This is a genomic window from Streptomyces sp. URMC 126 (assembly GCF_051386555.1).
Lineage (GTDB): Bacteria > Actinomycetota > Actinomycetes > Streptomycetales > Streptomycetaceae > Streptomyces.
In genome coordinates this window covers 39,887-46,595 of the sequence record NZ_JBPQTX010000014.1, presented here as the reverse complement: position 1 = coordinate 46,595, position 6,709 = coordinate 39,887, and the positions used below count along the sequence as shown (strand labels likewise).

The following is a 6,709-nucleotide window of genomic DNA, read 5'->3' as shown; positions in this document are numbered from 1 at the left end:
GGGGTGCGCGGCCCGGGGGGCGCGGGCACCGGGCGGGCGGCGCGGGGGCCGGGCCGGGGGGCCGGGCGGGGGCCGGGAACGGGGCGGGGGGTCGACGCGGTACGGCCGGCGGCCGGGACTGCGCGGGGACCCGGGACACTCTCGTGAATCTGAGGCTCCTCGGGGATGAGAGGCATGGGTGGATGTCTATCAAACGCCGGTGCGAGTCGCATCGGCGGGTGGCACTTCCGCGGTCAGAAGTCGAACCCGAGCTGACCGCCGGCTTCCAGGGCGGCCGCTCCGCGGTCCGCGGGGCCTTCCGGCCCCCCGGCCGCGAGACGCGGTCGCTTCAGATGCTGCCACCGGGGCAGCGCGTCCAGATAGGCCCAGGACAGCCGGTGGTGCGGCGTGGGTCCCAGCCGCTCCAGGGCGTCCCGGTGGACGGGCGAGGGGTACCCCGCGTTGCCGGAGAACCCGAACTCCGCGTGGTCGGCGTCCAGTTCCGCCATCAGCGCGTCCCGCCGCACCTTGGCGATCACGGACGCGGCCGCGACGGCCACACAGGACTGGTCTCCCTTGACGACCGTGCGGACGTGCCACGGCTCGCCGAGGTAGTCGTGTTTGCCGTCGAGGATGACGGCGTCGGGCCGCACCGGGAGGCCGTCGAGGGCCCGCCCGGCCGCCAGCCGGAGCGCCGCCGTCATCCCCAGCTCGTCGATCTCCTCCGGGGAGGCGTGGCCGAGGGCGTAGGCGGTGACCCACGACTCCAGCTGTCCGGCGAGCGCCCGGCGGCGCTTCGGGGTCAGCAGCTTGGAGTCGGTGAGCCCCTCCGGCGGGCGGCGGAGGCCGGTGACGGCCGCGCAGATGGTGACCGGGCCGGCCCAGGCGCCCCGGCCGACCTCGTCGACGCCGGCGACGATCCTGGCTCCGGTCGTCGCCCGGAGGGAGCGCTCGACGCTGTGGGTAGGCGGTTCGTAGGGCATGGCGCCAGCAAGGGTACGCCCCGGAGGCCGCCCGTGCCGCCCCGGCCCCCTCACTCCTCCTTCGCGGGCCCCTCCGGCGCGGCCGGCACCCAGCCGGGGAGGGCCTCGGTGGCCTCCAGCCAGGCGGCCGGGGGCCTGCCGCGGCCGGACGCGGCGATCACCCCGCCGACGATGGCGCAGGTGGTGTCGACGTCCCCGCCGACCGCCGCCGTCGTCCAGAAACCGGTCGTGTAGTCGCCGAGATGGCGCGCGGCGGACCACAGGGCGAAGGGCACGGTGTCGTGCGCGCTGGTCCGGCGGCCGCAGCCGAGCACGGCGGCGACGGTGGTGGCGTCGTCGTAGTCGAGCATGTCGCGGGCCCGCCGCAGCCCGGCCTGCACGGCGCTGCGCGGGACGAGGGCGATCACCTCGTCCAGCAGCCACTCGCCGGTGACGGGCGTGCCGTCGGCCTCCGCCGCGACGGCCGCGGCGGCGGCGACGGCCATGGCGCCCGCCACCGCCTCGCGGTGCTGGTGCGTGGTGTAGGCGGAGATCTCCGCCTGGTGCGTGGCCTGCTCGGGGTCGCCCGCGTACCAGGCGCCGAGCGGGGCGATGCGCATGGCCGCGCCGTTGCCCCAGGAGCCCTGCCCGTTGAACAGCGACGCGGCGAGCTCGCGCCAGTCGCCGCCCTCCCTGATCAGCCGGAGCATCCGGTTGACGGCCGGGCCGTAGCCCCGGTCGAAGTCGTGGTGGTCGGCGAAGGACCGGGCCAGGGCGTCCTGGTCGACGCGGCCGTGGGCGGCGAGCACCGCCACGACGGAGCAGGCCATCTCCGTGTCGTCGGTCCACTGCCAGGGGGCGGGCGGCAGTTCGCGGCGCTTGAGGGCGGGGTAGTGGGCGGGGACGAAGAACTGGGAGCCGAGGGCGTCGCCCACGGCCAGCCCGCGCAGGCTGGCGAGGGCCCGGTGGATTCGGTCAGCGGTCATCGCAGCGAACTCTAATCGGTGAAGCCGTACGATTCAGGGGTACACCAGCGCTCGAACGGCCGGTCCAGGTGGTACCGCCCGTCGGCGCCCAGGAGGAGCATCCTGCTCTCCCCGTTGCCCGGGTTCGACAGGCTCTCGAACTCCGCGACGGTCCAGTGCAGCCACCGCATGCAGAACAGCCGCATGGTCAGCCCGTGGGTGACCAGCAGGACGTTCGGCGGGTGCCCGGGGTCGTCGAAGCTGCGCCAGAGGCTCTCCAGGAAGCTGCCCACCCGGTCGTAGACGTCGGCTCCGGACTCGCCCTGGGCGAAGCGGTAGAAGAAGTGCCCGTAGGCGTCGCGGTACGCCTTCTGCCGGCGGACGTCCTCGCGGTCCTGCCAGTTCCCCCAGTCCTGCTCGCGCAGCCGGGGCTCCTCGCGGACGCGGACCCGGGCGGGGTCGAGGCCCAGCGCGTGGAAGGTCTGGTGGGCCCGCCGGTAGGGGGAGACGTAGGCGGAGACGGGTTCGTCCCCGAAGACCTCCCGCAGCCGGGCCCCGGCCTCCTCGGCCTGCCGGCGGCCGAGGGCCGTCAGGGCGAGGGCGTGGTCGGGTTCGCGTTCGTAGACGGTGTCGTCGATGTTGCCCTCCGACTCGCCGTGCCGGAGGAGGACGATGCGCCGGGGCCGTGCCATGACGCCACCCTAATGCGGGACCACCGGTGACGGACGCCCGCCGCACCCGGGGCGCTCCGGTGACCCGGTCGGCCCGTCTCCGGCGCCGGCACCGCCCGTCCACGGTCTCCCCCGGCCCGCCGCCACACCCCTCACACGGTCCAGGAAGGCTCCACCCCGACCACATCCCCGTCCACGGACTCCACGTCCGCCTCCATCCCGGCGCGCGACGCCAGCCGCTCCACGCGCTCCGCGCGGTACTTGCCGTGCTCGCCCTCGGAGTTCCACATCGAGAGGACCAGGAACTCCGGGCCGGGGGCGGCACCGAGCATGCCGCGCAGCATCCCGGGCGAGCCCGCCATCGCCGGGTTCCACACCTTCTCCTGCATGGCGCGGAAGTGCTCCTCCCGCTCCTCCCTGACGCGGCAGTGCGCGATCCGCACCACGTCCGCGTCGGTGAACTCCGGGCGGAAGCCCACCTTCACGTCCAGGGAGTACTCGAACAGCCGCACCCGGACGTCCTTGTACGTGCCCGCCTGGGCCGCCGCCAGCCTGTCGTGCGATCGCGCCATGAACGCGTCGTAGAACGCCCTGCTCTCCCAGAAGCCGAAGAGGTGCACCACATCGGGGCGGCCCCGGCTCCACCCGCCCCCCTGACTCAGGAAACCCGGCTCCCCCAGCAGCCCCGCCCACTTCCGCTGCGCCCGGTCGAAACCCCGGCGGTCCACCACGACGCAGCGAATCCACTTGATCAGCACGCCGCCATCGTACGGCGCCGGAAGTGGCTCGCATCACGCCGCGACCAGGCGCCTCGGAGCGGTCCGCGCGGCACACCGGCGTCCGGCCGCACCTCACCGGCCGCCTCCGGCCCCGGGGTCAACTCCGGTCCCCCGGCTCGCCGTTCACCGGAGGCGCCACCGGAGCGTTCCCCCGGCCCGGCCGTCGTCCCCCGCGCCTCCGCATCCGCCCGTCGCACCCCGCCTCGTAGACGCGCGGGCGGCACGAATGCGCCGATGACGGGAGGCCGTCTCCCCCGGCGGACGGAAACGCGCCCCGCGCGACGGAGGAGCGCGCGCCACCGCCCGGACGCGCGGGGCGGGGGCGGCACCCGGGCATACGGCGAAGGGGGCCGGCCTGTGGCCGGTCCCCTTCGTCAGGCTGACCGCCGGCTCTCACCGGCGGCCCGGTGAGGTCAGCTGCAGCCGCTGGTCGAGCCGCAGCCCTCGCAGAGGTAGCAGCTGCCCGCGCGGCGCATCTTGGTGCCGCAGGAGAAGCACAGCGGCGCGTCCGCGTTCAGGCCCAGCTGCATCTCCATCAGTTCGGTGGAGTTGTGCGGCTGCTTCGGCGCCGGGACGGCGGCCGCGGCGGGGGCGGCCTCCGGCTTCGGGGCCTCCACGTGGCGCGGGGCGGACTGGGCGAGGCCCTCGACGTCCATGTCCTCGTCGGCCGGCTCGTAGGAGCCGGTGTCGAGGTGGCGCTGACGCTCCTCGGCCGAGTGGATGCCGAGCGCCGAGCGGGTCTCGAACGGCAGGAAGTCCAGCGCCAGGCGGCGGAAGATGTAGTCGACGATCGACTGCGCCATCCGCACGTCCGGGTCGTCCGTCATACCGGCCGGCTCGAAGCGCATGTTGGTGAACTTCGAGACGTAGGTCTCCAGCGGCACACCGTACTGAAGGCCGACGGAGACGGCGATGGAGAAGGCGTCCATCATGCCCGCGAGGGTCGAGCCCTGCTTGGACATCTTGAGGAAGACCTCGCCCAGGCCGTCGTCCGGGTAGGAGTTGGCCGTCATGTAGCCCTCGGCGCCGCCCACCGTGAAGGAGGTGGTGATCCCCGGGCGGCCCTTCGGGAGCCGCTTGCGGACCGGGCGGTACTCGACGACCTTCTCCGCGGCGGCGGGGGCGGCGGGCTCCTCGGCCTTGGCCTCCTCCTTCTTCTTGGCGGAGAGCGGCTGGCCGACCTTGCAGTTGTCGCGGTAGATCGCGAGGGCCTTCAGGCCCATCTTCCAGCCCTCGAAGTAGACCTCCTCGACCTCCTCGACGGTGGCCGACTCGGGCAGGTTGACGGTCTTGGAGATCGCGCCGGAGAGGAACGGCTGCGCGGCGGCCATCATGCGCACGTGGCCCATGGCGGAGATCGCGCGCTCGCCCATGGCGCAGTCGAAGACCTCGTAGTGCTCGGTCTTCAGGCCCGGGGCGTCGATCACGTTGCCGTGCTCGGCGATGTGGGCGACGATCGCCTCGACCTGCTCGGGCTGGTAGCCCAGGCGCTTGAGGGCCTTGGGGACCGTGTTGTTCACGATCTGCATCGAGCCGCCGCCGACGAGCTTCTTGAACTTGACCAGGGCCAGGTCCGGCTCGACGCCCGTGGTGTCGCAGTCCATCATCAGGCCGATGGTGCCGGTGGGGGCCAGCACGGACGCCTGGGCGTTGCGGAAGCCGTTCTTCTCGCCGAGGCGGATCACGTCCTGCCAGGCCTCGGTGGCCGCGGCCCAGACCGGGGTGTCCAGGTCGTCCATCCGCTTGGCGGCGGTGTTGGCGTCCGCGTGCTGCTTCATGACGCGCTGGTGGGCGTCGGCGTTGCGGGCGTAACCGTCGTACGGGCCGACGATCGCGGCCAGCTCGGCGGAGCGGCGGTAGGAGGTGCCGGTCATCAGCGAGGTGATGGCGCCGGCCAGGGCGCGGCCGCCGTCGCTGTCGTAGGCGTGGCCGGTGGCCATCAGCAGGGCGCCGAGGTTGGCGTAGCCGATGCCCAGCTGGCGGAAGGCGCGGGTGGTCTCGCCGATCTTCTCGGTCGGGAAGTCGGCGAAGCAGATGGAGATGTCCATCGCCGTGATGACCAGCTCGACGACCTTGGCGAAGCGCTCGGCGTCGAACGACTGGTTGCCCTGGTCGTCGTCGCGGAGGAACTTCATCAGGTTGAGGGAGGCGAGGTTGCACGAGGAGTTGTCCAGGTGCATGTACTCGCTGCACGGGTTGGACGCGGTGATGCGGCCCGACTCCGGCGAGGTGTGCCAGTGGTTGATGGTGTCGTCGTACTGGATGCCGGGGTCGGCGCAGGCCCAGGCGGCCTCGGCCATCTTGCGGAACAGCGCCTTGGCGTCGACCTCCTCGATGACCTCGCCGGTGAGGCGGGAGCGCAGGCCGAACTTCGACGCGGTCTCGACGGCCTTCATGAACTCGTCGTTGACGCGGACGGAGTTGTTGGCGTTCTGGTACTGGACGGAGGTGATGTCGTCGCCGCCCAGGTCCATGTCGAACCCGGCGTCGCGCAGGGCGCGGACCTTCTCCTCCTCCTTCACCTTGGTCTCGATGAAGGCCTCGACGTCCGGGTGGTCGACGTCGAGGACGACCATCTTGGCCGCGCGGCGGGTGGCGCCACCGGACTTGATGGTGCCGGCGGAGGCGTCGGCGCCGCGCATGAACGACACCGGGCCGGAGGCGTTGCCGCCGGAGGAGAGGAGCTCCTTGGAGGAGCGGATGCGGGAGAGGTTCAGGCCGGCGCCCGAGCCGCCCTTGAAGATCATCCCCTCTTCCTTGTACCAGTCGAGGATCGACTCCATGGAGTCGTCGACGGAGAGGATGAAGCAGGCGGAGACCTGCTGCGGCTGGGCGGTGCCGACGTTGAACCAGACCGGCGAGTTGAAGCTGAAGACCTGGTGGAGCAGGGCGTAGGTCAGCTCGTGCTCGAAGATCTCGGCGTCCGCCGGGGACGCGAAGTACCCGTGCTCCTCACCGGCCTTGCGGTAGGTGAGCACCACGCGGTCGATCAGCTGCTTGAGGCTGGCCTCGCGCTCGGGGGAGCCGACCGCGCCGCGGAAGTACTTGCTCGTGACGATGTTGACCGCGTTCACCGACCAGAAGTCGGGGAACTCGACGCCGCGCTGCTCGAAGTTGATGGAGCCGTCGCGCCAGTTGGTCATGACGACGTCACGACGCTCCCAGACCACCTCGTCGTACGGGTGCGTGCCGGGGGTGGTGTGGATGCGTTCGATGCGCAGACCCTTGGCGCCCTTGTTCCCCTTGGAGCGGGAACCTCGTGCCGGGCCGCTCGTCGTCTCTGTCATGCCGCCTCCCTCTACCGGGCGAAAACGCCCTTGAGCGCACATTTCTTCCATGGCGCGATGTGTGTC

At 72.4% G+C, this 6,709-nt stretch carries 5 protein-coding genes; all 5 read right to left on the bottom strand.

Annotated features, from left to right (window positions below; all coding sequences use genetic code 11):
- Positions 1–233: 233 nt before the first annotated feature.
- The 5 genes from ACSNOK_RS03490 to ACSNOK_RS03470 all read right to left on the bottom strand — a co-directional run bounded on the left by ACSNOK_RS03490 (position 234) and on the right by ACSNOK_RS03470 (position 6,643).
- Positions 234–962, bottom strand: a complete 729-nt coding sequence (locus tag ACSNOK_RS03490) for a ribonuclease HII (protein ID WP_436779042.1) — start codon at positions 960–962, stop codon at positions 234–236.
- 50 nt (positions 963–1,012) lie between these two features.
- Positions 1,013–1,927: an ADP-ribosylglycohydrolase family protein gene (locus ACSNOK_RS03485; RefSeq protein WP_436779041.1), complete on the bottom strand. Its 915-nt coding sequence runs from the start codon at positions 1,925–1,927 to the stop codon at positions 1,013–1,015.
- An 11-nt stretch (positions 1,928–1,938) separates the two neighbouring features.
- A complete protein-coding gene (locus ACSNOK_RS03480) occupies positions 1,939–2,598 on the bottom strand; it encodes a histidine phosphatase family protein (RefSeq protein ID WP_436779040.1) in 660 nt (219 codons plus the stop codon).
- Positions 2,599–2,729: 131 nt separating this feature from the next.
- A complete protein-coding gene (locus ACSNOK_RS03475; RefSeq protein WP_436779039.1) occupies positions 2,730–3,335 on the bottom strand; it encodes a YdbC family protein in 606 nt (201 codons plus the stop codon).
- Positions 3,336–3,769: 434 nt separating this feature from the next.
- A complete protein-coding gene (locus ACSNOK_RS03470) occupies positions 3,770–6,643 on the bottom strand; it encodes a vitamin B12-dependent ribonucleotide reductase (RefSeq protein ID WP_436779038.1) in 2,874 nt (957 codons plus the stop codon).
- Positions 6,644–6,709: the final 66 nt, after the last annotated feature.

Excerpts from the sequence above, each read along its gene's own strand:
- ACSNOK_RS03490 (WP_436779042.1), bottom strand. The coding sequence starts at position 962 with ATGCCCTACGAACCGCCTACCCACAGCGTCGAGCGCTCCCTCCGGGCG.
- ACSNOK_RS03485 (WP_436779041.1), bottom strand. The coding sequence starts at position 1,927 with ATGACCGCTGACCGAATCCACCGGGCCCTCGCCAGCCTGCGCGGGCTG.
- ACSNOK_RS03480 (WP_436779040.1), bottom strand. The coding sequence starts at position 2,598 with ATGGCACGGCCCCGGCGCATCGTCCTCCTCCGGCACGGCGAGTCGGAG.
- ACSNOK_RS03470 (WP_436779038.1), bottom strand. The coding sequence starts at position 6,643 with ATGACAGAGACGACGAGCGGCCCGGCACGAGGTTCCCGCTCCAAGGGG.